This window comes from Methanospirillum hungatei JF-1 (genome assembly GCF_000013445.1).
Classification (GTDB): domain Archaea; phylum Halobacteriota; class Methanomicrobia; order Methanomicrobiales; family Methanospirillaceae; genus Methanospirillum; species Methanospirillum hungatei.
Genome location: NC_007796.1, coordinates 3,321,509 through 3,347,301 on the forward strand (window position 1 = coordinate 3,321,509; position 25,793 = coordinate 3,347,301).

Annotated in this window: 24 protein-coding genes and 1 tRNA gene; 15 read left to right on the plus strand and 10 right to left on the minus strand. The window is 46.2% G+C overall.

What is annotated here, in order from left to right:
• Positions 1-11: 11 nt before the first annotated feature.
• Positions 12-1,163, plus strand: coding sequence for an FAD-dependent oxidoreductase (locus tag MHUN_RS15910; RefSeq protein ID WP_052288917.1), 1,152 nt, complete (start codon positions 12-14; stop codon positions 1,161-1,163).
• On the opposite strand, the gene MHUN_RS15915 is transcribed toward MHUN_RS15910, so the two are convergent.
• Genes MHUN_RS15915 through tfrA form a run of 4 tightly spaced genes read right to left on the minus strand, consistent with a single transcriptional unit; the run spans position 1,145 to position 6,807 of the window.
• Positions 1,145-2,416, minus strand: a complete 1,272-nt coding sequence (locus tag MHUN_RS15915) for an ATP-binding protein (RefSeq protein ID WP_011449988.1) — start codon at positions 2,414-2,416, stop codon at positions 1,145-1,147. The two genes, MHUN_RS15910 and MHUN_RS15915, sit on opposite strands and share 19 nt — an antisense overlap.
• Positions 2,417-2,474: 58 nt before the next feature.
• On the minus strand, positions 2,475-3,740 hold the full coding sequence (locus MHUN_RS15920; RefSeq protein ID WP_011449989.1) for a DNA methyltransferase: 1,266 nt from the start codon (positions 3,738-3,740) through the stop codon (positions 2,475-2,477).
• Positions 3,740-5,188 (minus strand): fumarate reductase (CoM/CoB) subunit TfrB, encoded by a 1,449-nt coding sequence (gene tfrB, locus MHUN_RS15925; protein WP_143709551.1) that lies wholly within the window; start codon positions 5,186-5,188, stop codon positions 3,740-3,742. Before tfrB ends, MHUN_RS15920 begins: the two co-directional genes overlap by 1 nt.
• A complete protein-coding gene (gene tfrA / locus MHUN_RS15930) occupies positions 5,185-6,807 on the minus strand; it encodes a fumarate reductase (CoM/CoB) subunit TfrA (RefSeq protein WP_011449991.1) in 1,623 nt (540 codons plus the stop codon). Before tfrA ends, tfrB begins: the two co-directional genes overlap by 4 nt.
• 120 nt (positions 6,808-6,927) lie before the next feature.
• On the opposite strand from tfrA, the gene MHUN_RS15935 reads away from it, so the two are divergent.
• Together MHUN_RS15935 and purM are read left to right on the plus strand one after the other, a co-directional pair.
• On the plus strand, positions 6,928-8,325 hold the full coding sequence (locus MHUN_RS15935) for an aspartate kinase (protein ID WP_011449992.1): 1,398 nt from the start codon (positions 6,928-6,930) through the stop codon (positions 8,323-8,325).
• A 2-nt stretch (positions 8,326-8,327) separates the two neighbouring features.
• A complete protein-coding gene (purM, locus tag MHUN_RS15940) occupies positions 8,328-9,320 on the plus strand; it encodes a phosphoribosylformylglycinamidine cyclo-ligase (protein ID WP_011449993.1) in 993 nt (330 codons plus the stop codon).
• Here the strand turns inward: purM and MHUN_RS15945 are convergent.
• From MHUN_RS15945 to MHUN_RS15955, 3 genes are all read right to left on the minus strand, one after another.
• Positions 9,312-9,836, minus strand: a complete 525-nt coding sequence (locus MHUN_RS15945) for a ZPR1 zinc finger domain-containing protein (RefSeq protein WP_011449994.1) — start codon at positions 9,834-9,836, stop codon at positions 9,312-9,314. The two genes, purM and MHUN_RS15945, sit on opposite strands and share 9 nt — an antisense overlap.
• A 2-nt stretch (positions 9,837-9,838) precedes the next feature.
• Complete coding sequence (gene sepF / locus MHUN_RS15950; protein ID WP_011449995.1) at positions 9,839-10,201, minus strand: cell division protein SepF; 363 nt, start codon at positions 10,199-10,201, stop codon at positions 9,839-9,841.
• A 70-nt stretch (positions 10,202-10,271) separates the two neighbouring features.
• Entirely contained in the window at positions 10,272-10,769 is a 498-nt protein-coding gene (locus MHUN_RS15955; RefSeq protein ID WP_011449996.1) for an RNA-binding protein, read from the minus strand.
• A gap of 131 nt (positions 10,770-10,900) precedes the next feature.
• On the opposite strand from MHUN_RS15955, the gene MHUN_RS15960 reads away from it, so the two are divergent.
• The 8 genes from MHUN_RS15960 to MHUN_RS15990 all read left to right on the plus strand — a co-directional run bounded on the left by MHUN_RS15960 (position 10,901) and on the right by MHUN_RS15990 (position 17,735).
• Positions 10,901-11,128 (plus strand): LSM domain-containing protein, encoded by a 228-nt coding sequence (locus MHUN_RS15960; protein WP_048067628.1) that lies wholly within the window; start codon positions 10,901-10,903, stop codon positions 11,126-11,128.
• Between the two features lie 13 nt (positions 11,129-11,141).
• Positions 11,142-11,324: a 50S ribosomal protein L37e gene (locus tag MHUN_RS18500; protein WP_011449998.1), complete on the plus strand. Its 183-nt coding sequence runs from the start codon at positions 11,142-11,144 to the stop codon at positions 11,322-11,324.
• A gap of 2 nt (positions 11,325-11,326) precedes the next feature.
• Positions 11,327-13,138 (plus strand): amidophosphoribosyltransferase, encoded by a 1,812-nt coding sequence (purF, locus tag MHUN_RS15965; RefSeq protein WP_143709553.1) that lies wholly within the window; start codon positions 11,327-11,329, stop codon positions 13,136-13,138.
• Positions 13,080-13,562, plus strand: a complete 483-nt coding sequence (locus MHUN_RS17895; protein WP_158498245.1) for a nucleotidyltransferase domain-containing protein — start codon at positions 13,080-13,082, stop codon at positions 13,560-13,562. Before purF ends, MHUN_RS17895 begins: the two co-directional genes overlap by 59 nt.
• A gap of 76 nt (positions 13,563-13,638) precedes the next feature.
• Positions 13,639-15,225, plus strand: a complete 1,587-nt coding sequence (gene serA, locus MHUN_RS15975) for a phosphoglycerate dehydrogenase (RefSeq protein ID WP_011450001.1) — start codon at positions 13,639-13,641, stop codon at positions 15,223-15,225.
• A 67-nt stretch (positions 15,226-15,292) separates the two neighbouring features.
• A tRNA-Val gene (locus tag MHUN_RS15980) sits at positions 15,293-15,366 on the plus strand.
• Positions 15,367-15,410: 44 nt separating this feature from the next.
• On the plus strand, positions 15,411-15,938 hold the full coding sequence (locus MHUN_RS15985) for a hypothetical protein (protein ID WP_011450002.1): 528 nt from the start codon (positions 15,411-15,413) through the stop codon (positions 15,936-15,938).
• Positions 15,939-16,382: 444 nt separating this feature from the next.
• Entirely contained in the window at positions 16,383-17,735 is a 1,353-nt protein-coding gene (locus tag MHUN_RS15990) for a mannose-1-phosphate guanylyltransferase/mannose-6-phosphate isomerase (RefSeq protein ID WP_011450003.1), read from the plus strand.
• A 3-nt stretch (positions 17,736-17,738) separates the two neighbouring features.
• On the opposite strand, the gene MHUN_RS15995 is transcribed toward MHUN_RS15990, so the two are convergent.
• Entirely contained in the window at positions 17,739-20,186 is a 2,448-nt protein-coding gene (locus MHUN_RS15995; RefSeq protein ID WP_011450004.1) for an oligosaccharyl transferase, archaeosortase A system-associated, read from the minus strand.
• 563 nt (positions 20,187-20,749) lie between these two features.
• Here MHUN_RS15995 and MHUN_RS19095 point away from each other — a divergent pair.
• Both MHUN_RS19095 and MHUN_RS16000 read left to right on the plus strand, forming a co-directional pair.
• On the plus strand, positions 20,750-20,896 hold the full coding sequence (locus MHUN_RS19095; RefSeq protein WP_204222988.1) for a hypothetical protein: 147 nt from the start codon (positions 20,750-20,752) through the stop codon (positions 20,894-20,896).
• A 72-nt stretch (positions 20,897-20,968) separates the two neighbouring features.
• On the plus strand, positions 20,969-22,153 hold the full coding sequence (locus tag MHUN_RS16000) for a glycosyltransferase family 2 protein (RefSeq protein WP_011450005.1): 1,185 nt from the start codon (positions 20,969-20,971) through the stop codon (positions 22,151-22,153).
• Positions 22,154-22,575: 422 nt separating this feature from the next.
• On the opposite strand, the gene MHUN_RS16005 is transcribed toward MHUN_RS16000, so the two are convergent.
• Complete coding sequence (locus MHUN_RS16005) at positions 22,576-23,283, minus strand: acylphosphatase (RefSeq protein ID WP_011450006.1); 708 nt, start codon at positions 23,281-23,283, stop codon at positions 22,576-22,578.
• Between the two features lie 472 nt (positions 23,284-23,755).
• On the opposite strand from MHUN_RS16005, the gene MHUN_RS16015 reads away from it, so the two are divergent.
• On the plus strand, positions 23,756-24,106 hold the full coding sequence (locus MHUN_RS16015) for a nucleotidyltransferase domain-containing protein (RefSeq protein ID WP_011450008.1): 351 nt from the start codon (positions 23,756-23,758) through the stop codon (positions 24,104-24,106).
• The gene (locus MHUN_RS20120) at positions 24,099-24,431 is read left to right on the plus strand and encodes a HEPN domain-containing protein (RefSeq protein WP_011450009.1); all 333 of its coding nucleotides are present in this window, start codon (positions 24,099-24,101) and stop codon (positions 24,429-24,431) included. Before MHUN_RS16015 ends, MHUN_RS20120 begins: the two co-directional genes overlap by 8 nt.
• Before the next feature lie 304 nt (positions 24,432-24,735).
• On the opposite strand, the gene rfbB is transcribed toward MHUN_RS20120, so the two are convergent.
• On the minus strand, positions 24,736-25,791 hold the full coding sequence (gene rfbB / locus MHUN_RS16025) for a dTDP-glucose 4,6-dehydratase (RefSeq protein ID WP_011450010.1): 1,056 nt from the start codon (positions 25,789-25,791) through the stop codon (positions 24,736-24,738).
• Between the last annotated feature and the right edge of the window lie 2 nt (positions 25,792-25,793).

The following is a 25,793-nucleotide window of genomic DNA, read 5'->3' on the forward strand; positions in this document are numbered from 1 at the left end:
ACCTATCTCATATGCCAGAGGTCACGGTCTATTCAACTCAGAACTGTCCATACTGCCGGCTTGCAAAAGCGTTTTTAGACAGAAATAATATTCCATACCGCTCGGTAGATGTGGGAATTGACCGGAAAGCAGCCAAGGAGATGGTTGAACTCTCAGGACAATATGGGGTTCCGGTCATCGTTGCAGGTGAGGAGGTCATCGTCGGATTCGATACAGACAAACTCAGGGCCCTGTTTACCACCGGAAAAAAGCCGGATATGTTTGATGTGATTATTGTCGGTGCAGGCCCTGCAGGCCTGACTGCTGCGTTATACTGTGTCAGGAAGAATCTGAAAACGCTTATGATATCACCGGACATCGGAGGTCAGGCTCTTGAGAGCTGGAATATTGAGAATTACATGGGATACCGGATGATCACCGGTGATGACCTGATGGCGAAGTTTGAAGAGCAGATCCGGGAACTGGAGATCAGGATTGAACTTGATCAGGTCAACTCTCTTCTCCCGACCAGTGGCGGATTCTCGGTGAAAACCGTATCAGACCAGGAATATAAAGGAAAAACAATAATCCTTTCCCAGGGAAAAAAGCCAAGAAAACTCGGTGTGGCAAGAGAAGAGGAGTTCATCGGAAGGGGTCTTTCAGTCTGTGCAACATGTGACGGGCCGATCTTTAAAGAGAAGGTGGTTGGAGTTGTCGGTGGGGGGAACTCAGCGCTTACGACTGCACTTGAGATGAGTGGTATTGCAAAAGAAGTGCATCTCATTGTCCGGAGCAGCATTCGGGCTGATGCAGTGTACACCTCACAATACGCGCAAAAGCAGAACATCATCACCCATACCGGATATGAAGTGACCGAACTTATCGGAGATGACCGGCTTTCAGGCATTATTATTACAAACCGGGAGACCGGTGAGAAGAAGACCTTAAAGCTTGACGGATTGTTCACGGAGATAGGATGGATTCCAAATACTTCCTTTGTTGAGGGATTGCTCAAATTAAATGATCAGAAAGAGATTGTGATAGATATTAACTGCCGGACCAGTGCTCCTGGTATATTTGCTGCCGGGGATGTCACCTCAATTGCAGGAAAACAGATCATCATTGCCTGTGGTGAAGGGGCAAAAGCAGCTCTTTCAGCATTTGACTATCTGATGACACAGTAGTCAGACTGATAGGTAAACCATTCCCATGCAGGGATCACCTGAATTTCTTTTTCCATATTTCCTCCGTAATCTGGAATTGTCCTCTGATTCATCGTGAGAAGAATTCCTGCTTCTGCTCCAGTTTTTTCCAGCGCTTCCGTAAGGCCGTTGATTTCCCGGGAAAAATTATCTGGCGTAACTTCATAGCTGACCTGGATGGCGAGCATTGAACCGGGTCTTCGGGCGATAAAATCGCATTCACCCTTATCCCGAAAATACCAGACCTCATATCCCCTCCGGATGAGCTCGATATACACCTGGTTTTCAAATGACTTTCCAATATCCTGTGAAAATTTCAGGGATATGGCATTTCTCATCCCGGAATCTATTGCGTAGATCTTCTTTCCTTGGGTAAACTGCCGTTTTAACGAGTAATCGTATTTCACACATTCAAACAGGAGATATGCATCTTCAAAAAATCGAATGTAATTTCTGACTGATGTATCACTTTTCAGTCCTGACACCTGAACAAGTGAGGTATACGCATATTCACGGGTGAAATTTGTCATCAGGTAATGAGCAAGAAGTTTCACCGCACTGACATCGCGGATTCCATACCGTGCCACAATATCCCGATAGAGAATATCCTCATATGTCCGGATTACAAATTCTGGTTCCTGGTAGTGGATAAACTCAGGAAATCCCCCGTCACTCAGAAATGTTTCAAATTCTTTCAGAACCAGGGCGAGGTTTTGCGTTGTTTTATCACTCGGATCAATTTTTTTCCCTTGGAGGATCTCCCTGAATGAAAAGGGAAATAATTCAATCTTCACATACCGGCCGGTCAGGTGAGTGCCCAATTCTGAACTGAGGAGATATGCATTTGAACCAGTGATGAAAATTTTATAACCCTCATCATGAAGTCTCCTGACAAAACGTTCCCATCCCGCAATATTCTGGATTTCATCAAAGAAAAAAGCATCAGCATTTGGATTTAACTTCAAGAGCAACGTAAGGAGCGTCTGAAAGTCATCATGCGTGAATCTGATAAACCGATCATCATCAAAATTCACATAACTGACGTGATTATAAAAATCTTTGAATTGTAAGAGCAGGGTTGATTTTCCACACCGGCGGATACCGGAGATGATTACTATCCCCTGGTGGGCAGAATATTTTTGAAAATCGATGTCTCTCTGAATTCCAGGGTCTTTATTGAAAAACCTGTATTGTTGATCCTGGATAGCCTGATCAAGAGAGAAGAGATCTATCATCCCATTACTAATGGGAATTTAATGCTAATTATTCTTTTTACTAAACCGAACGCATACCTCATTCAGGGTTCTTAAAAAATAAAACAATCCGGTTGGTATTCGTCCCTACGGACATGTTATTCACGCCCCAGATATTCGCAGTCTTGGTAAAATCCTGCTGATTGATGATAACGGCAGTACAGGTAAACCCTGCTGTGATCCCAAGGGGGATGACATGTTCATCAAGTCTGACAGAACCATTCCTGACTTCACCCACCTCAAATGCCACATATCCGCCAGGTCTGGTAATCCTGAATAACTCCCTGAATACTTCCCCCATAACCGCTTCCCAGTCGGCAAGTTTTCTGGTGATGGTGATCTGTTTTCCTATCTCCTCTGCATCAAGACCATTAAACCAGCACCGCAGCCAGTTGTCGGTGGCATATTGCACGATATCAAGGAAGGGAGGAGAGGTTACAGTCAGAGATACCGTATTATCCGGGATTTCAGGAGTACGTCGTGCATCACCAGTGATGAAGAGTGAGGAATCTGCCGCACGGATGAGGTTCTCCCGTTGTTTTTGATCAATCCCCTGGAGTAATGACCGTGACTTTTTCAGAATTATCTCTCTGACATCCCGATAGGGAGGTATCTGGTTCCGGTCACGGTTGATGGTAATCTGACGTTCCGGTGATACCGCCTGATTGGGTGGAAGAGTGTAGACTGAGAAAAAACCTGGTGAATGACCGGAAAGCCGGTTTGTTGCTACCATCCTGATCCATGCATCGGTTCGATCCAGCTCCCCTCTTTTCTCCCGGTCAAGCAGGTAGCCACGGATACTGCACAAGGTGCGAAGGGTATCAGGATGATAGAACATCGAGAGATCGATCTCGCTGGTTTCTTCCGGATTGTCAGGGATTGCATACAGGCGTGCTTTGATCTCTTCATACACCGGCAGAAAAAGCCGGGGTTCAGTCAGGATGCGGGAGAGCGGATTGATATCATTAGAGATGATCTGACGGCCAAGCAGTGCTGCCTCCAGTGGTGTTGTGCCCCTGCCGGTAAAGGGATCATAGACTCTCTCTCCCGGTTCAGTCAGGAGACTTATGAAAAACCGGGGGAGCTGAGGTTTGAAGCAGGCACGGTATGAGATCTCATGAAGTTTTGATGCCTGCCGCTGCCGTGCCGTCCAGAACTCATTGGTATACCTGCAGTACTCATCGTCGTTGATACACAGGGTATCACACCGGGTTGTCTGATCCAGCTGGAGAGTGGTCTGACCATCCTGATCAGGCAGGGAGAACATCCGCAGATACTCATGGACAAAGAAAGGATCCCGCTTCATCACAGCGTGGTGGGTTTTTTACCCAGTGCTTCCACCAGAACCGTCATGAGATTTTTCACCGGCCGGTCACTATGCTCCTGGATGTGGTATTCACAGAACGGACAGATAGTCACGACGATATCAGCCCCGGTTTTATTGATAGCAGCGCGTCTGAGTTCTCCAAGTGCCGCTGCTTCATCAGGCAGTCCTGACCTGACACCGCCACCAGAACCACAACACTGTGCAGGCATCTCAACAAACCGCTCAACGGCCTTTTCCAGAATTTCACGGGGCTGATGTGTAATCTGCTGGCCATTCATCAGGTGACAGGGATCATGATAGGTTGCCGTCACCGGGACTTTTGTCAGAGGTGGAAGACCAGTTTCGGTTAAAATCTCTGTTACATCTTTGACTTCGAAAGGAGTCTCATAGTCGTGCTTGAGTGTCGCGCCACATCCTGCGCACATGGTCATGACCGTCTGAATTCCCCGATCCTGAAATGCCCGGATATTCTTTTCTTTCAATTCATTCAGGAATGAGGTCTGTCCGGTTCTGATAAGCGGAGACCCACAACAGACCTGTTCTTTTGGAATGATCACCCTGATACCGGCATTTCGCATAACTTCAAGCATATCCATGGCACGTTCAGGAAGCCGTGCATTGAACATACAACCGGAGAAAAATCCCACTTCACGCTTCACTTCTCCGTATGGCTCAATGACCTCATCCACGAGATCAAGGAAGATCTGTTTTCCCGGCTCAACGCTCCTGCCTGTCGTTCTGACCAGTTCAGCAACTTCCAGGTGTCTGGGCAGAGTGAGTCCTTCACGGTTTGCAATCTCTCGGAGTTTTTCAATGGCTTTTCCCGGTGTCTCGATATCTTTCGGACAGACCCGCCAGCATCGGTTGCAGCTGGTACAGGTAAAGAGCCCCTGAGACAGGGCTTCGCGGATCCGGTTTCCTGGCTCACGGGGATCAAGGGCTATCCGCATCTGAGAGCGCATAGAGGTAGGCCCCAGAAAATCAGTGACTTTCATCGCCGGGCAGATCGAGACACAGGAGAGGCATTCGATGCAGTCACGAAGTGGTTTTATACGCTCTATCTCTTCCTGTTTTGGAAGAATGCCACACTCACAGGTATGGATTCGGGGAATGGAGGATATACCTGATACCAGATCCACCATCAGGTCTTTCATAACCGGAAGATCAAGCGGTTCGATGACCATACCATCCCGTGCCTCTTCAGTGCAGGCAAGGACCGGTTCTCCATTCACCCTGACCGCACAACTCCCACACTGACCTGCGCGACAACTGGATCGGTATGCAAGGGTGGGATCCCGGCTGTGAATCGCATCCAGAACATTGAGAACCCGCGCGCCGTCTTCAACCTCCACGGTCCAGGGTTCAAGGCGGGGTTCTGCATCGGTGTCCGGGTTAAACCGCGCGACTTGTACTGAAACGTGCATCAGGATCTCCTCCGCTCTATTGTCGCCCCGGTCCTGGTCAGGATCGTATGCCCGAACGGGGACGTCTGATTATCCCAGTCCTGTGTGACATCAGTCCTGACATGTGCTCCCCGTGACTCCTCCCGAAGAAGTGCCGCGGTCACGATAAGCCGCGCAGTATCAATCATGTTCCGGGTCGTACAACAATCTATGAATCCCGATGGATCAACTGCTTTGAGCCTTTTTCTTGACAGTACATCGAGTGCGGCCCTTGTTTCCTCAAGTGCAGCCTTGTTTCTGAAAATTCCTGCTCCCTTCCACATGATCCGCTGCACTTCACCCTTCATCTGGTCAGGCAGGATATCGCCGTTGAGATATCCCTCGAGCATCAGGACTGCAGAGGAAATCTGATCATCCGGGACCTCTCCTTCCCGACGGGCATTTCTCCCTGCTGACGCCCCTGCCCGCGCCCCAAAGACCTGTGTTTCTGCAAGGGCATTTCCACCCAGACGATTCGCACCATGCACCCCTCCGGCAACCTCACCACAGGCATACAAACCAGGAAGCGTGGTCTGACAGGAGGGATCAATACGAAGACCACCCATGATATGATGCGCAGTAGGAGCGACCTCCATTGGTTCGGTCCGGATGTCAACCCCGTACTTCAGGAACTGTTCCAGCATAACCGGGAGTCGTTCCTCAATGGTCCGGGCGGGGAGATGGGTGACGTCAAGCCACACACCACCATGAGGAGTCCCTCTCCCCTGCATGATCTCGGTTGCACAAGCGCGTGCTACGACATCCCGTGTTGAGAGTTCCATCCGATCCGGATCATACCGGGACATGAACCGCTCACCAAGGGAATTCTTGAGAACTCCCCCTTCTCCCCGTACTGCTTCAGTGACCAGCCTCCCCCGTGCATCCCAGGGATATACCGCACCGGTCGGATGGAACTGCACCTGCTCCATATCGATCAATTCTGCCCCGGCGCGCCACCCCATCGCATATCCGTCACCAGTCCCACTCGTGGAGTTTGTGGAGATATCATAGACCCGTGTCCCACCGCCGGTTGCAAGGACCGTGGCATCAGCAAGGAACGTATAGAGCCTGCCTTTCCGGTCAAGACCCAGGGCGCCGATCACCCGTCCTTCAGAGATGAGCAGATCAAAGGCGGCAACCTCATGACATACACGGACCGGTGTGTGTGCCAACCGTTCCATCAAAGTTATCATCATCTCATGTCCGGTCCGGTCTCCGGCATAACAGGTCCGTGGAAAACACTGGCCTCCGAAAGGTCGCTGACAGATCGTGCATGAGTCGGTGACATCAAACACCGCGCCCCAGGAGATGAGATCCTGCATCCGGTCAGGGGCCTCTTTAGTCAGGACATGCACCAGATCCTGATCATTGAGATATGCCCCACCCTTCATGGTGTCAGCAAAGTGATCGGCGATAGAATCTGCCTCATTCATCACCGCATTATACCCGCCTTCAGCCATGATTGTGCATCCGCCTTTCCCGGCAATGGTCCGGGAAATGAGTACACAGGTTCCGTGCGCAGAGGCCTCGATGGCAGCACGGACTCCTGCACCTCCGCTCCCGATTACCAGAACATGGGATCGGATGATCTCCTGAATCTGCATTATATACACGTCACAGTCAGAACGACTTTGATGTTTTGGTAGGACAGTCTCTCCTCCAGCCACGCCTGTAGCATCCCTTTTGAGAAAAAAAGATCCATAGTAACGGAGAGTTGCACCTGCATGAAGCTCATCATGAAGTTTGGGGGCACTTCTGTCCAGAACGCGGAGTCAGTCAGAAGGGCTGTAGATATTGTATATGATCGCTATTCCAGACATGATCGTCTGGCAATTGTAATCTCTGCACGGCGGGGGGTTACTGATCGGCTGATCACCTGCGCAGAAGCAATGGTCACTTCCCGGGATGCGGCTGAAGTAACAGATCTCGTCGAATATCTGACTGAAGGGCACCTCTCAACCCTGAAAGAGGTAGCCCCGGACTTCTCCCCTGAAGTCAGCGGGATCATAACGAGGCGCATTGAGAACCTTCGTGATTTTCTCTATGCGGTCTACCATCTCAGGGAATTGACGGTCAGATCCCGTGATTATATCATCTCTTTTGGTGAGCGACTGAACGCACCGATTATCAGTGCCGCACTCCGCCAGCGGGGGATCCCGTCCATGGTTCTTGACGGATGCGAGGCAGGTATCCTTACGACAGAAAACCATGGTGATGCCATAGCTCTCCCGGCAGGTGAGGCGCGTATCAAAAGCCGGCTGGAACCGGTCATAGACCATTCTGTTCCGGTGATCACCGGGTTCATGGGCTGTACAGAGAAAGGAGTCGTTACCACGCTGGGCAGATCCGGGTCAGACTATTCGGCAACCATCATCGGCGCTGCTCTTGATGCTGATGAGATATGGATCTGGACCGACGTTGACGGGATCATGACCACCGATCCCCGCCTGGTCCCTGAGGCACGGGTCATCCCCCGGATTTCCTACATCGAGGTCATGGAACTCTCGTACTTTGGTGCCAAGGTCATGCACTCCCGATCCATTGAGCCGGCCATGCAGAAGGGGATCCCGGTGTGGGTGAAGAACACTTTCAATCCCAGTTATCCAGGAACCGTCATTGAGGGCGGTGAGCAGAAAGACTCCAGGGTAGTGAAGGCCATCACCTACATAGACAAGGTCGCTGCCATTACCATCGCCGGAGCACAGATGGTTGGAAGACCAGGAGTTGCACGGCATATCTTCACGCTTCTTGCTGAACATCAGATCAATGTCATGATGATTTCACAGGGATCATCTGAAGCAAATATCACCCTGATAATCGAAGCAAACCAGGTCCGAACCGCGATGGAGGCTTTATTACCCCTCAAGGAGCGGTGTGTGTTCAGGGATATCACAGCAAACGAGGATGTTTGTGCAGTGGCAGTCGTGGGATCAGGCATGGCCGGGATGGCAGGTACGGCAGGAAGGACTTTCTCAGCCCTTGGGAAGGCAGGGATTAATGTGATGATGATCTCACAGGGGTCATCTGAAGTGAACATTTCATTTGTCGTCCGCCAGCAGGACGGACCACGTGCAGTCAAGGTCCTTCATGACGAATTTAATCTCATGAATGAGGAGGCATGAAGATGGAGCAGGATGCGTACCGGGAAGCGGGTGTGGATATTGATCTTGAAGCAGCAGCCGTGAAAAGCCTCATCTCCGAACTGACCTACCGGAGAACAGACCAGTTCGGTATGGCATCGGAGATTGGACATTTTGCCGGATTCATCTCATTTGGCAAGTATGTCCTGGCAATGGCGGTAGACGGTGTAGGGACAAAGATGCTGGTTGCCGATGCCTTACAGGACTGGTCCACCGTTGGTATCGACTGCATCGCGATGAATGTCAATGACCTGTACGTCATGAACCTTGAACCGGTGGCCTTTGTTGATTATATCGCAACCTCAGAACTCTCACAGGAACAGATGCGTCAGATTGGAAAGGGCCTCAATGAAGGAGCCAGGCAAGCTAACCTCTCCATCCTCGGTGGTGAGACGGCAACACTCAAGGGTCTTGTGACCGGGCTTGACCTTGCCGGGGCATGTCTGGGCATTCAGGAGAAAGAGAAAGTCATCTCCGGATCTGCCATAACTCCAGGTGACTGCATGGTGGGAATCCCTTCATCAGGAATTCACAGCAATGGCCTGACTCTTGCCCGCCGGATGGTCGAGCAGCACGGATCCTATTCTGATCGCCTGCCATCCGGGGCTACACTGGGTGATGAGCTCCTGCGACCAACCCGGATCTATGCAGATGCCATCCAAGTCTGCGCGGAGACAGCGGTTCATGGGATGTGTCATATCACCGGTGGAGGGCTCTTAAACCTGAACCGGCTTGGGGAATTTGGTTACGTGTTTGATGCGCCACTTCCACCCCAGGAGATATTTGAGTGGATTGCAAAGGCTGGTCAGATATCAGAACCTGAAATGTACCGGACCTTCAATATGGGGATGGGGTACGTGTTCATCCTTCCAAAAGAGGGAGTAAAAACCGTTCAGAAATATTTCCCTGATGCGCAGATAGTAGGGCATATTACCGGCACACCGGGCATTCGTCTGAATGGAAAGAAGTTATTCTGATTCAGGACAATATATCTCTTTTTTTGCATTGTCCGAATAGATGAGTGAATTTCCGTGAGGATCTTCAATAATAAGCGTGATGCTCTCTTTTCCATCCCGGATGTTTATAATTCTCTCCTTCAGGGCACGTGCTCTTCTCCGTTGTTCATCTTCGCCATCGATCAGAATCCCATCAAGAACCTTGTCAACTCTGAGCAGAACCCCTTCCACATTTGACACGAACCCTTCACAGGCCGGGCCGGGATTGATCTCCACCCCAAGTTCAGGGATGGTAATCTTTGCAGCACTACTCCTGACAACCCTGACCGAGAGGTCATCCTCACAGCACGCACAATAGATGTACCGGACCGGCTCATTCGTGCTGATATTCTGCACGTCTGAAAACCGATACCCGCACTCAGGACATGAGCAGGTAATAATCAGTATATCGGAAAAATAGGGAATATTCTCCGTTTTATATGTCCAGTCAACCTCTTCCCCGCAGGCCGGACAGATCCCTCTGACATCCTGTTCCAAGTTCAGGCACCGCCACCGATGCGGTCACGGGAGATCTTGACGTTTTTTGGGGTGATGATCACGTATTGCTGATCACCAAGGCCGACAATATCTCCGTCAACATCACGGGCCACCTGGTAGAAGTCTTTCATGACCCGTTCATAATTGATCTTGTCCATTTTCAGGCGGGTAATGTCAACAATAACAATATTCCCGTCATATACCTGATCTTTGACGATCTGACTTTCCCGCAGACCAGTAACCGTGGCGACCTTGACAAGAAGGGCTGGGTTTTCACTTAGTTCGTACTCTTTCAGAGTGAGATCTTTATATTCGTCCGGGGAAGAGGTATCCTTGCTTCCGAAGAGAAGGTCGCGAAGTCCCATATAAGAACCTTTTCTGTCAGTTGTAATAAAGATACTGGTTTTTCAGGCCTGACAGGCGTCCTTTCCCTTTTCAGAACTCAAGATTCCAGATATCATCACCGACGTGATGCCAGGTCCGGGCAACCTTTCCTTTCTCCTGCGCGAGGATGTCGGCGGCATCATACAATGCTATCCCAAGGGCCAGTGGTTTTCCATGACGCTCATCTACTATCTGAACGGGTTTCCCGGCAGTAACATCAGGCGTTACATCAACTACACCAGGTCGCATGATGTCAGCACCATTCACCACATAGGACACCGCCCCCATGTCAACCACGATACGTTTCTGGGGGAAGGGACGGCTTACCGCACCCCGCAGACTGGGAAATAAAATCCCATCCTTTTCAAGAAGGACAGGCTCCTTATCGATAAGATAGAGATGGACATCCTGGTTCGTCTCGATTATCTCGATATTTTTCCCCTCGAACTGATCTGCTCCATCCCCGATCTCTTCTCTGAGCCGTTCCAGTATGCCGCTCACCTGGGATTTTCGTATTGAATGTCTTCTTTTTGAGGTCAGTTTACCCATATGCTCTATAGTACGGCTACCTGAACTCCCATAAACAATACGCACCCGGCTGACTGATGGGATGACAGGTATGTTTATGAATCATCCCGGCGCAATTTATTCACTCATTTCGAGTAGTGCAGGGTATTGATATGACTAAAAGACCTATGGATATTTTAGATCAGGTCCTGAATCGCCAACCAGTACTGATATCCCTTAAAGGGGGCAGAGAAATCAAAGGAGTTCTCCAGGGATACGACGTCCACATGAACCTTGTGCTCGATAAAGCCGAGGAGATCGTGCAAGGACAGGCACAGAGTATCGGTACCCTGATTATTCGCGGCGATAATGTAATCTACATCTCCCCGAATCCCCAATAAGGAGGCAGAATAAATGTCAAAAGGAACACCATCACGAGGTAAACGACAGACTCAGACTCACCTGACATGCAGAAGATGCGGTCGGATGTCCTATCACAAGCGTCATAAAATCTGCTCATCATGTGGATTTGGTCGCTCTACCCGCATGCGTTCTTACGGCTGGATCACCAAGCGGCCGAAAGTTGCAACCCATTAATCATGTGCGGGATCGTTGGCATCACTAGTTCTGCCGACGTCTCTTTTTCTCTTTATTATGCGTTATATGCTCTCCAGCACCGTGGTCAGGAGAGTGCGGGCATTGCCACATTTAACGGTTCAGGCCTGTGTAAACACAAAGGAAACGGTTTAGTCTCTGAAGTATTCAGTGAGCAGATGCTCAGATCGCTGGTCGGGACCGTTGGAATCGGGCATGTCAGATATCCGACCACCGGCGAGAACCGGCCTGAGAACATTCAGCCATTTTTATTCACATTTCGCGGGCATGTGATCGCACTGGCGCATAATGGGAACCTCGTGAATTATCGGGAGCTCAGAGCTCAGTTTGAGGACCGGGGGCAGATCTTCTGGTCCACATCAGATACGGAGATCATCTCCAAGATAATTACCGAGTCAATCAGAAAAGGAGGCACCATAGAGGATGCGGTGAAGAAATGCATGGCCTGTCTGAAAGGATCCTACTCAGTGGTGATGCTCTACGACGGGGACCTCTATGCATTTCGTGACCCGCATGGTATCCGGCCACTCTGTTTTGGCAGGACAGAATCAGGGTACATGGTTGCATCAGAGAGTGTAGCGATTGATGCCCTGAATGGAAAATATGAACGGGATGTGTTCCCGGGTGAGATGATCCATATCTCCGGGGATGAGATCAGGTTTAAACAGATAGCTGTAGCCTCGCGGAAGGGGCACTGTGTCTTTGAGTTTATCTATTTTGCACGGGCTGATTCCCGTATTGACGGATCTCTTGTGTATGATGTGCGCAGGAAGATCGGGGCGATGATATATGAGGAAAACCCGGTTCAGGCAGATGCTGTCTGCACGGTCCCTGATTCGGGGACTGCATATGCGGTCGGTTTTTCTGAGCGGTCCTCTATTCCCTTCATGGAATGCCTGATTAAAAACCGGTACATGGGGCGGACTTTTATCATGCCGACCCAGGAGAAACGTGAGCGGGCAGTCAGGATAAAACTCAATCCGATACCGGATCATCTCCGTGATCGGTCAATCATCCTGGTCGATGATTCCATTGTCAGAGGAACGACATCACGCCGGATTATTGAGACGATGCGGGATGCCGGGGCACGGGAGATACATATGAGAATAGGCTCGCCTATCATCAAGGCTCCGTGTTACCTGGGGGTCGACATGCCCACGAGGGCAGAACTTATCGGCAGTGACAAGGACGTAGATGAAGTCAGGAAAAGTATCACCGCCACCAGTCTTCATTATATATCTATTGAATCCCTGGTACGTGCCATAGGTCTCCCCCGTCATGACCTGTGTCTTGGATGTCTGACCGGATGTTACCCGGTTGAGATCAGGGATGAGCAGTCTGATGATCGGTGCATTACCATGGTAGACCGGGATGTGCAGACATCCCTGTTCGAGAGAAAATTTTTTATGCCAGAGAGAAGTCAGGACTGGATAGCGCAGGCGAAATTCGATTTGAAAGCAGCGGTTGATAATTGTAAAGCTGGAAATTATGAATGGGCATGTTTTATATCAGAGCAGGCAGCAGAGAAATCCATAAAAGCCTTGTACCAGTATTATGGAGGTGACGCCAGGGGTCATTCTGTCGAGAAACTATTCATCGGGTTGACAGACTATGTTGAGATCTCTCGAGAGTTACTCTCTGATGCAAAACGACTTGACAGACTTTATATTATCAGCCGATACCCGGACGGGCTGACATATGGTACACCTCATGAACACTTTACCAAGGAAGATGCACATGTGGCAATCAGCAGTGCAGGAAATATCCTTAGATTCTGTCAGGATATTCTGGCTTGATTACCCTCTCATAACAGAAAGATTAAAGGAGATTTTAGAGAAATTTAAGGATTATCCTGAGATCCTTGAAGTCTGGGTGTTTGGCTCTTTTGCACAATTAAAAGCAGTCCCCGGGAGTGATATCGATCTGCTCCTTGTTATGAAAGAAAGTGAAAAAAGACTCATCGATAGGATAGAAAGGTACCAGGATATGTTCTCGGACATGGGAATGAGTGTCGATGTTTTTCCCTACACGATTCAGGAATCTGATCTTCCTTTTGTACAGAATGCAAAACGAACCGGGATATGCATTTATAACGTATCAGATGAGCAGGTTGGTACGCAGGGACTTTTATATCTTGAAGACGCTGCGAAAGATATCTTGAAGACGCTGCGAAAGGAAAAAGAAAACGTATACGATGACAGTAACTCATTAATTTCGTGAATGGCATACTGAGTAGAATCAGGCTCTCTATCTGCGAACTATCAAGTGATCTCACTGTGATTTCTTAGAGAGTACTGTGACATATACCATCCTTGTTAGTGACGAACTCGCGGAAGAAGGCATAGAAATTCTTCGCGAACATGCCATGGTGGATGTAAACACCGGGCTTTCTGAAGATGAACTGGTAGCAACCATTGAGAATTATGACGCGCTGCTTGTCAGGTCAGGCACCCAGGTGACCGAGCGGGTCATTGAGGCAGGCAAGAGACTCCGGTTTATCGGGCGTGCAGGGGCCGGGGTTGACAATATTGATATGAATGCTGCCACCCGTCGTGGCGTGATAGTTGCCAATGCTCCTGAAGGAAATACCCTGGCAGCAACCGAGCATACCATGGCCATGATGCAGTCACTCTGCCGGAATATCCCCCAGGCGAATGCATCCATGCAGGCAGGGGAATGGAAGCGATCCAAATTCATGGGTGTTGAACTGAATGAGAAGATCCTCGGGATTGTCGGGCTTGGGCGTATCGGACGAGAGGTTGCAAAACGCGCATCATCATTTAACATGCATATCATTGGATATGACCCATTTATCTCTCCGGATAAAGCAGCGGAGATGGGCATCGAATCGATGTCTCTTGAGGCTCTCTTTACCAAAGCCGACATCATCACGGTTCATACCCCACTCATCAAAGAGACCCGGCATATCATCAATGAAAAGTCCATCGCCACGATGAAAGACGGGGTCCGGATTATTAACTGTGCCCGTGGAGGAATCATTGATGAAGCGGCATTGGCGGCGGCTGTGAAATCCGGAAAGGTAGCCGGGGCTGCTATCGATGTATTTGAAGAAGAGCCGCCAAAAGACTCTCCGCTCATCGGCATTCCAAATATCATAGTGACCCCCCATCTTGGGGCAAGTACGGTGGAAGCCCAGAAGAATGTGGCAATCTCCATAGCAAAGCAGTGTCTTGAGGTTCTTGGTGGCGGTGATGCGAAATATGTCGTGAATGCGCCGATCATCCCATCCGAACAACATGAGATCATTGAGCCCTATGCAACCCTGGGAGAGCGGATAGGCCGGCTCATGATCCAGATCGTTGACGGGCGTGTCCAGAAACTGGAGATGATCTATGGCGGGGATCTTGCTGCCCTTGGGCAGTCCACGAAACTTATCACCCATATGGCGATCAAGGGACTGCTCGATCCTATCCTCCGGTTCCCGGTCAATATGGTAAATGCCGCGTACATTGCCAAGGACAGAGGTATTGCCGTTTCTGAGACAACAACCGGCGAGTCTGCAGGGTATAAAAATCTCCTCACCATGAAGGTAACCACTGATAGTTCTGAACTGGTGATCGCCGGATCAGTTCTGTATAAGGGTGGCGCGAGGATAGTGTCAATTGCAGGGTACACCATGGACATGGTCCCCGAAGGAGCGGTTATCATCTCACGGCATCTTGACCGTCCGGGAGTTATTGGCAGGGCATCCACCATCCTTGGTGAACATCAGATCAATATTGCCGGCATGCAGGTCGGCAGATTCCAGCCAGGTGAGGAAGCAATCATGGTCCTGAATGTTGATGGGGATGTTCCGGAAGAGGTAATGGAAGCGATCCGTGGTATGCCGGGTATCTACTCAGCAAAATTTGCCAGGATCTAATCTTTTTTTCAAGAACAGATCAAAATCTATAAATGGACTGGAAGGCTACATTGTAAGGCACAACCGGGGGCTCGTGGTCTAGCTGGTTATGACGTCGCCTTGACATGGCGGAGATCCTGAGTTCGAATCTCAGCGAGCCCATCTTTTTTCGATACTTTTATTTAGTTGCAGGAAGAGGGATAACTATGTCTATCAATTTGAGAATTCTGAAAAGTGTTATCATATTAATTATTTTAGGATTGATCGTGTCATTTGTGCAAGGTGCACTGGTTTCAGGAAGGGAGCCGACTGGAGGTCTGAATAAACTGACTATTGATAATTCTCAAGGTGAACTAGATGCATTAGTAGTTCTAACGCAACCAAACTGGCCAAATCCAATCTGCTCCATTTATCTTCCAAAAGGGGAATCACATACATTTGAGAAGATGAAGCCAGGATTGTATGATATTTATTATATCCTAGGAAAAGGTTGGATATCTACAAAAAAAGCGTTTGCTCAGGAAATTGAAGTCGGAAAGATTGATCAGCCAATTGAATTAGTATCCGAAGGACATAACACCGTAGAATCTTATAAAATTGTCTGGGATTATGTTCCATACAACGATAATGAGTATATTACCGACTTTAATACAGTAACAGTTACCCTGTATCCTGTTCCAAAAGGAAATATTGAATTAGTTCTGATAGAGAGAGAAGATTTTCCTAAATACTAATTTTTTTAATTTTTAACTTATGACTATATCCTTTTGAGATATCATGTCATTTTTAGTGTATTTTGCAAAGAATGGTAAAGTCAGCCAATAGTAAGAAATAGTATCTTGGCCGTATCTATCACCGTCATTAAATTCTCATTACACCGGAGACTATCCAAGAATATGATTTTTTATTTATTTAAGTAAGTATATAAGGTCTAATTCGAATTTAGCCACTTATTTATCTCCAATTTAGAGATATTTATGCACTCGATTTCTCGGACAGACTCCTTTAATAATTGACCGGTAATAATCTGCATATCGTATCAGAGGTTTACTTTTTTCTTTGGATAGAATATTGCACGAAGATTCATACATTCCAATCATTTCCAATCATTATTTTCCATTATTTGATTCTCACATAAAGATAGCTCATTTCATGCTCCTTCACGCAGATGTACTATCGTGAATCAGATATACACCATCATTTTAGCAGGAGGGGTCGGGACCAGGCTCTGGCCTCTTTCGAGAACCTACTATCCAAAGCAGTTTCTTCAGGTGAATGGTCACTCACTCTTTCAAAAGACGTACCTGAGAGCAGTTGAAAACAGCAATCCTTCAGATATTTATGTAGTAACGAATGAACTACATCATTTCCTGGTAAAAAATCAGATAAATGAACTCAGATATCCAATTGCAGATGAGCAGATCCTGCTCGAACCTTCAGGAAAAAACACCCTCCCGGCAATTGCGTGGGGAGTTACAGAAATCGCGAAGAAAAACCCGGATTCGGTTATCATGGTTTTTCCCAGCGATCACCTCCTTGGAGCATCAGCCGGTGAGGAGTTGCGTTCAGCAATCCCTTTATGTGAACACTACCTGGTTACATTTGGAATTATTCCTGACAGTCCGCATACCGGATATGGATACATTGCGCCTGGCAATCCATTGGAGAAAGGATTCCAGGTACACGAGTTTAAAGAGAAACCAGATGAGGATACTGCACGGCAGTATGTGAAGGATGGATATTTCTGGAACAGCGGGATGTTTCTCTTTTCTGTTCAGGTTTTTATGAATGAACTGATACGATATCAGCCGATTATTGCAGACATTTTTGAAAAGGGGGGTTCCTGGGATGAACTTCCTTCAGTTTCAATAGATTACGGCATTCTCGAACATTCAAATAACGTAGCTGTTGTTCCTCTTTCTTCCAGTTGGTCCGATCTTGGTAATTTTAATGCATGGTATGAGATATCGGGGAAGGATGCTTGTGACAATTCAGGGAATTGTATGGCCATAGAGTCATATGGAAATTTTGTGACGACCAAGGACCGGTTTGCAGCCCTTATCGGGATAAAAGACACGATTGTTGTCGAGACTTGTGACGCATTACTTGTCTGCCGGCGCGACATGGCAGAAAGAGTAGGAGACCTGGTTAAGGATCTGAAAAAGCAGGGGAACCCGATTACTGAAATACACCGTCTGGTTTACCGACCCTGGGGGTCCTATCTTGGGCTTGAAACCGGGCCCGGGTTTCAGATTAAGCGACTGACGGTGAATCCTGGTATGCGCTTATCACTGCAACGACATCATCACCGGAGTGAACACTGGGTTGTGGTGCATGGGACCGCTGATGTGGAACTTGATGGAAAGCAGCTCTTTGTCAGACCGGGTGAGAGTACGTTTGTCCCTGCGGGAGTTATGCACCGGCTCGGGAACTCAGGAAAGATTCCCCTTGAGGTGATTGAAGTCCAGATAGGTGAGTATCTTGAAGAGGATGATATCGAGCGGACCGAGGATGACTTTAAACGGGTATAAGGATCAGAGGATCTGATCTTCAGATACCTCAATTGTTTTTCCGGTTTCAATAATCCGGTATGGCCCGGTGGCCCGTACTTCGTATGGGTTGTTCTGGGTGCTGTATGGGAGAGTGAATGTCCCGTTCATACTTTTTTGCTGCCAGGTGAAGTTCCGTCCCTGATTCGTGGTTATAGGGAGTTCAATGGTTCCTGTTCCGGGCAGAGTGAATCCTTTCACCCGTTCAAATATTTTCACTTCTTTTATCTGATGGGTTTCATCAGCTGCAACAGTTGTCGGTGATTCATAGATGAGCCGGTAATGACCAAGGGCCGGGACATCGGTGATGGGTTTGGTGAACTGGATGGAACCGACGATCTGGTTATCGGATGTGGGGAATTTTTGTGCGTCTTCAGAAGAGATTTGAATGGCATTCGTGATTAATTTAAAGGAGCCTCCGCTCATTGGTGATTGCTCAATGGTCAGGAGTGATCCTCCCTGGCCCGGAGAATATGAGCCATCGGAGAGATGTAACTTTACAGCGGTACTTTCGAAATATGGCTGTTTTAAGACGAGAACTGGATCATATCTGCCACCCTGCCCGGACGGTTGATAATAGGTCTCCTGGTATTGAGAGATACGATCTCTGCCATATCCCCACAGGGGAAGGGCGGCAAATTTCGAGGTGACGGTAGCAAAGTCTGTGATGATATATTTTGCTTTTACATCATCCGCGTTTAATTCTGCATTCTCTTCCGATTGAGCTGCCAGGAATTGTGCGACCGGAGGGACATTATCCTGGAAGGGTGATGTTATGGGGATTCTTTGACTAAGGAAGGTTATCCAGTGTCCATAATCCCACCAAGAAAGAACGCCATATGATTTTTCCGGATAGGTGAATTCTGTTTTTTGATAGATTTTATGATAATCAACACCTGTATCAGGGGAGATCTGTGAGAGCCTGGTAAGAGAGTCAGCCCAGTCATTTGTCATTGAGATGAGACCGATCTGCTTATCTGCAACGGTCATGACCGTCTGGACTGAAAATCCGACGATGATAAGCATTAAAATCCCTACCACTGCTATTGCACGATATGGGAGATTCTGATCTTTCATCTCCAGGTTTTTCTTTGATCGTTTCTCAGGCTGCTCACTCGCTGCAATTTTTGAATATATTGTGCTGAGTGCGATCGCAGAAAATAGCACAATAACTATACTTACGTAATATTCATACCGGACATGCATCAGAGTCGCATACATGAGAACGATTCCCCATACAAGAATTGCCATTAAGGCAGGTTGATACGAACGAATCAGCCTGATAATACAGATGACAATACCTACTAATGCAAGAAATATGGCAATATTGTAGGAGTACCACGCCCGTACCGGTTCCCACATCTGCATCTCATTAATATATGATTCAGCATATGAAAAGAAAAAGAAATAGTGGATAGAGTTGTTTATCTGGGCAGCAATATCAGGGGTAAGCATCGCAATGAATGCATATCCCGCGGCGAATGAGGTCAACACAGTTCCAATATAATGAAACCGCGGTTTCTTTGCGAACAGATGTGCGAAGAGAGTGAGAAATCCCAGTTCAAGAGGGATTGCCAGAGCTGCCAGAATATGTCCTATCGAATACCTGCTCAAAGAAAACCCATCATGTGTTAATCCAAGAGGGAGATAGAGGACTGTAAATGTAATAAAGAAGAGGCAGGTATGTAGAAGGAGAATGAAAAGATGATTCCGGTCCCGGAGTACTAATGCATGGATCAGGAAGATAAGGGCGCAGATTGCTGCAAAAAGCACCATGGTCTGAATGTTCATAAGACCCAGAAAATATACAATCCCAGCAAAGATGGCAAGGAGGATACTTTTTTTCGTATACCAGGGCTTTTGAATGGTGCTCGTGGTGAGTAGGAGAGCGACTATGAGGGTGATGAAAAGGGTTGAGAAGAGTGTTTCTGTAATATGATGATCGAGATATCCATAAAAAGAACGATATAATAACTCTCCGGAGATGACCGGAAGAAGTATTGCTGCTATCCACCCAGTTTTTTCATCCCCGGATAATTTTCCCAGATACCAGATTATGGGAATGAGAAGGAGAAATATTAAAGGAGGAACGTATGATGCGACAATCATATTTTCCGGTCTTGACAGGGCACCAACAAGAACACAGACAGATGCACAGAGGAATGGGAAGAGCGGACCCCAGTCGACATCCTTTCCTGTGGGAAACGCAGTCATGGGATCGAACCAGGCATATCCGGGGTAATTTGCAGATATTTGCTCAATCTGACGCATTGAGTACCAGGTATCCATGAAAATGAGTTTCTGAACCGGACCATTGCCAAGGAAATCCATGGGTAAAATCCGGAGCCAGAGTCCAAGGAGGGCAGAGGCAATCACAAGGAGGAGAAGAAGGTGCGATGAATGTGTATTCAGCCAGTCTTTTGATCTTGTCATTATGAGTACTATCTGACTTTTTCCTTAAGTATTCATTTCCGAACAAGAGAGCATCCCCAGTTCTTCTATCATGAGGGTTGCATCAATAAGTGCCTTAAATCGAAGTCCAGCTAAAATGGAAATAATTTGCATACAAAAGTAGTTTCGTCAGGATGGCAATACTATACTCATATATGGAAAAAACAAATAATCATTACCGGCCCAAGAGCTCATGATGTAGGTTACTGCCCTTTTTACTCTAATAAGCCCAGGTGAACGCTTTTACCCACTTTTTTACAATAAATAATTCATTTAATGGACGCAAGAAGCCCTTATCACCTTTTGTGAAACAGAAGAGAAAATATCTTCTTTTTTTTCGTATATATCATCCAATAGACCTTATTTTGACGAGGTTACAGAGATCAGATCTGAAGAGTACAGGAGAAGTTGTACCTATAGGAACGTTCCTTCAGGATCTTTAATTTAAACAATTACGCACGGGGATTCCAGCGATTCTCATAATTGATGAGTCTCAACATGAGATGATCTCCCTTTAGAAAACTATGCTAGATAAACAGGATCAGATGATCCATATTCAACAGGATACGGTTGATGAAATTAATGGATTTCGCAAAGACTCATCCAATTATCTTGAAACTGAATTTTCAGATATTAAAAAGAATTTACAGGCAATTGAAAACGCCCTTTCATGTGAAGGAATCCGAGTCTAATCAGGCTATGATTATTTTTGTCAGTTTTTTTCCCAAGATTTTCCTCAGTTACCAGATCATTTATCCTTTTGAATGAAAGTTATTAGTAAAACTGGTCATGGCATGGTAATTGAACCACTTGTAACGATAATAATTCCGGCCTTAAATGAGGAGAAGACAATTGGATCCTGTCTTGAAAAAGTCAGGGCAGGGTGTATAAAACACAATATACCATTTGAAATTATTATCTCTGATTCCTCAACAGACGCAACCCCGGAAATCGCACGTTCCTTTGGAGCCCGGATTATTCATCCTGATAAAAAAGGATATGGCAATGCGTATCTAGCCGCTTTTCCTATGGCAAAAGGAGAGATCGTTGTTATCGGAGATGCTGATGACACGTATGACTTTTCTTTGATCTCTGAATTAATCAGACCGATAAAAGAAGAGAGGGCAGATATGGTAATCGGATCAAGATTAAAAGGGAAAATACTTCCGGGATCGATGCCATGGCTCCACCAATATATCGGTAACCCTCTCCTGACAAGGTTATTAAATTTCACTTTTCATTCAAACTTCAGTGACACCCATAGTGGGATGCGGGCGATTCGGAAAGATGCACTTCAGAGGTTAAGTCTCCATACCGGAGGGATGGAATTTGCCTCAGAGATGCTTATTGAGGCTGCAAAAAAGGGACTGAGGGTCGAAGAGATCCCGATCACCTATTATCCACGAAAAGGACCTTCAAAACTGCACAGTTTTGCTGACGGGTGGAGGCATATACGGTTTATTATGCTGATCAGGCCTCTTCGTTTTTTAATAGTCCCAGGCCTCCTGTTTATTCTTTTGGGATTTTCCCTGATGGTAGGAGTGGGGCTAATAAAATCAGTTGAACTGCAGGGGCTTCATTCATTTATTCTAGGAGATATCCTCGTGCTTGGAGGTCTTCAGTTTCTTCTTTCCGGTGTGGTTATGAAATCCTATAGTGTTACACACCAACTGGATGACTGTGGACCATGGTTTACTCAGATACTACAATATAAGACACTTGAAAAGTTGCTATTCATTGGTGTGTTGTTTATGATCCTGGGTTTTACCAGCGGTATATACATATTAAGTCAGTGGATTACAGTTTCCGGACCACTGACTCAAATAACAAACGCTGTTCTTTCGCTATCAAGTGTGATAATCGGCCTTCAAATAATATTTACGGCACTTCATGTGAGTATGATGCTTCTCCAGTGTGAACGGGATGGATGCTCAGGGTTTATGGGATAATGTGAGAGGCTGTTGCACAGATTAATTTTGAACATACAATACGGGAAATTAACGATGTTAATATAAAAGTTCACATGTTTAATTTGCCATATAATGCTAATGAAAAACTTTTATGCAACAGCCTCTTGATATATTTTTTTGATAGGGCGAACCTGGAAATCAATTACTATGATTTAAGAAATTTACTGCATAAGAATGGTTTTCAGGAACAACGATCTCTTAACTCCCGTCTTCTTTTAAGTGAGCAGACCGAACAATAAGGAGGTTATTAAAGAAGCAGTTGCATAACCAAAATGCAATTTCCGCAAGAGGACAATTTCCATTCGAGTGGAACCTAAAATCGGCGATAAAAAATCTAATTTTTCCTCATTGTACCAGCGGTTTAAAGTTATGCAACAACTTCTAAAATTAATATTTAATAATTATGACATCATACCTGCATTTTTTAGAACTGTCTGAATTTCATGTAATTGTTGTTCTATAAATTGATATTTTGTATTGAGAGAATCTTTGATATCTGATCTCATCTCCTGAATCTCCTGATTTGTAATTTTTTGAAGAGAGATCTGATAATTTTGGTTCGCCAACATCTGATCCTGTTTATCCAGCATCTGATCCTGTTTATCCAGCATCTGATCCTGTTTATCCAGCATCTGATCCTGTTTATCCAGCATCTGATCCTGTTTATCCAGCATCTGATCCTGTTTATCCAACATCTGATCCTGTTTATCCAACATCTGATCCTGTTTGACCAGCATTTGTTCTCCAATTTCAACAGAACGGCGACTGTTCGAATCTATACGTACCAGATACGTGAGGGCAGCATCCAGGCGTTCTCCGAGTTCTTCGTCTGGTTTCCCTCTTTGAATCTCGAAATACTCCCATTTCCCTTCATAGGTTCCTTTGTCAATTTTTATTGATTCAACATAGATAGGATCCTCATGTATTTTTATTTGAGAAATAAACCGATCCAAGTCAACTTCATTGCCTTCTGCGATAATTTCAACATCATATCCTGGGCAATTCCGGACAATCCCTGTAATATTATTTTTTCTGGCGATCTTTGTGACCCGATCCCGGTATCCGACACGCTGAACTTCACCTATTGCAGTAATTATTAGACGTTTCATGAATATCTCATATCAGTTTTTTCTTTATATTGTTGCTGATTATGAGAAGAAATACCTATCATTCAAAAAATTTTACAGGTTTAAAAACAGTGGAAAATTAAGCCTGAATTTATTGCCATATAGATGGTTTTTTCAGAAATAATGAAAAAAGTGAAGGTACCAGAAAAAATTGCCATCCTGCTTCAGCTATTCTTTGCTCATAATTTTTCGGGTTGTCACTCCACCGGTAACCGGATGAGTGAGGTGAGAGATGAATTCTGCTTTTTTCATTACCTCTCGAGAATATCCGGGGCCTGATCTTCTGATTGATCACGGTTTTGCATTCCGCCATGAGTGTCCGATCAAGATCTATTGCTACACGATCTATCTCATCACCTTTCCGATTCCACCAGGGGCTTGTCAATTCATACTGAAAGTCAGTTCTCCTTCCTCATAGGGTATATAATACATCAGAATTACAAATGTATTCAAGATGAATAGAGATCAGGAGGGGTTTTCGAGCGATGAAAAGGTAATATTTAATGTTATTTATTCATATGCATCACAGATACAAGAAAAATATGGGGAAAAAATTAAACGAGTAATTCTGTTTGGTTCATGGGCCAGGGGTGAAGGTAATTCTGGTTCTGATGTTGATTTATTGGTTATTACTTCAAAATTACCGATAAAATCCAAAATAGACATAATAGGGACTGCTTGCTCTTTTTTTACCAAAACAAATGTATACCTATCAATTAAGGTTTTTTCTGAAGACGAATTCGAACAAGAGAGGGACTTCTCGTTCATTAAAACTGTAATAATGGAGGGAAAGCAAATTGCCTAATAGTGAGGAAATATCTCTTTTTATCAGACGTGCTCAGGAAACGTATACCGTGGCATGCGAGCTACATCAAAACCACCATTATAATGACGCTGTATCCAGGGCATATTATTCAATGTTTTATGCTGCTAAAGCGGTGCTTCTAACAAAGGATATTATTACAAGGACTCACAGAGGGACGATCTCACAACTGAATAGTAATTTTGTGAGAGTGGGAGAATTTGAAGAAATGGTGTGGAAATATCTGCCTTTGTCTGAGACTCTTCGAGAGAAGCCGACTATTCTATACCAAAAAGAATTACTCAGGAAGAATCTGATGAGATTCTGACGGGTGCCCAGATCTTCATACAACGATGTGAATCGCTTATTTCTCAAAAAATTTAAATTTCCTGACTTCTTATGAGGTTTTTGGTACCAATTTTCTGGACATTTCGGTACTCGTCATCTTGTTGAAAATAATTCAAGTTATCTATCTTCAATTTCTCTTTCAAAATTGCAATTCCGTATTTTTTGTTATCTTTTTCCAGACCTTTTTTAGGCAAAAATTCTCAAAGGATGGCATGATGATACTCATCAGGCCCGATGTATAATATACAGGGCATTTTCATGAGATTTGCTTCTCTCTTTACAGGTCATCCATAGTTTTTCTGGTAAAAACTCAAATATTCACCAGATATGACACTTTTTACCCAACTTTGATGTTCCAGGTACCACCGGATTGTTTTTCGGATCCCTTCCTCAAAGGGAGTTTGAGGTGCCCATCCGAATTCCCGTTTGATCTTTGAGGCATCAATGGCATATCTCCGATCATGTCCAAGCCGGTCGGTAACATACGTGATCAGGCTTTCGTTGATCTCCGGGTCTCCGGTCATTTCATGCAGAAGCCGCAGTATTGTTTTTACAATAATGATATTTTCCCGTTCATTCGAGCCCCCAATATTGTATACTTCTCCTGGTTTTCCCTTATGGAAGGCTAGATCTATTGCCCGGCAGTGATCCATGACATAGAGCCAGTCGCGGATCTGCCGGCCATCACCATATACCGGTATGGACTGGTGTTCCAGGGCTCGGGTGATGGTTAAAGGGATGAGTTTTTCGGGGAACTGATAAGGCCCATAATTATTCGAGCACCGGGTGATTACCAAAGGTATGCCAAAGGTATCATGGTATGCTTTTGCAATGAGATCTGATCCTGCTTTACTTGCAGAGTAGGGGCTGTGTGGGTCGAGAGGGGTAGTCTCGGAAAAGAGACCTGTCGGACCGAGTGAGCCATAGACCTCATCGGTTGAGACCTGGAGAAAGGTTGTGTTCTTTTTCCACGTCCCATTCTTTCGCCATGCTGCTTGTGCGGCATCAAGGAGCGTATGGGTTCCCAGGATATTGGTTTTGAGGAAGATCGCAGGATCATGAATTGACCTGTCCACATGGGATTCAGCCGCAAAGTTGATGACTCCCTGGATATCATACCGGGAAAATATCGATTGAACCTGTTCTGGATCTGTGATGTCTCCTTTGATGAAAATGAATCGGGATTTCTGATCTTCCGGAAGGGCGGCCAGATTTTCAGGGTTCCCGGCATAGGTAAGGGCATCATACCCGATGATGATATCTTCCGGGTGGATGTCAAGGTAGTGATATACAAAATTTGAACCGATGAATCCAGCTACTCCGGTTATGAAGATATACATGT